We start from the raw sequence: 482 nt of genomic DNA on the forward strand, positions 1-482 counted from the left end.
TTCAAGGATTACTCCGCGATCGACGCCGCGCCGGAAGAAAAGGCCCGTGGCATCACGATCTCGACCGCGCACGTCGAATACGAATCCACCGAGCGTCATTACGCCCACGTGGATTGCCCGGGCCATGCTGACTACGTCAAGAACATGATCACCGGTGCTGCCCAGATGGACGGCGCGATCCTGGTCTGCTCGGCTGCTGACGGCCCGATGCCGCAGACCCGCGAGCACATCCTGCTGTCGCGCCAGGTCGGCGTGCCGTACATCGTCGTGTTCCTGAACAAGGCCGACATGGTGGACGACGCCGAGCTGCTGGAACTGGTCGAAATGGAAGTCCGCGAGCTGCTGAGCAAGTACGACTTCCCGGGCGACGACACCCCGATCATCGCGGGCTCGGCCCGTCTGGCGCTGGAAGGCGACCAGAGCGACATCGGCGTGCCGGCCGTGATCAAGCTGGTCGAAGCCCTCGACAGCTGGATCCCGAC

At 64.3% G+C, this 482-nt stretch carries 1 protein-coding gene; it reads left to right on the forward strand.

Features of this window, described 5'->3' with window-relative positions; translation table 11 throughout:
- Window positions 1–482, forward strand: a 482-nt coding sequence (locus tag AC06FD_RS20445; RefSeq protein ID WP_478078735.1) for a GTP-binding protein, incomplete at both ends; no start/stop codon positions are given.

This window comes from Stenotrophomonas sp. Steno-Z1, assembly GCF_056393175.1.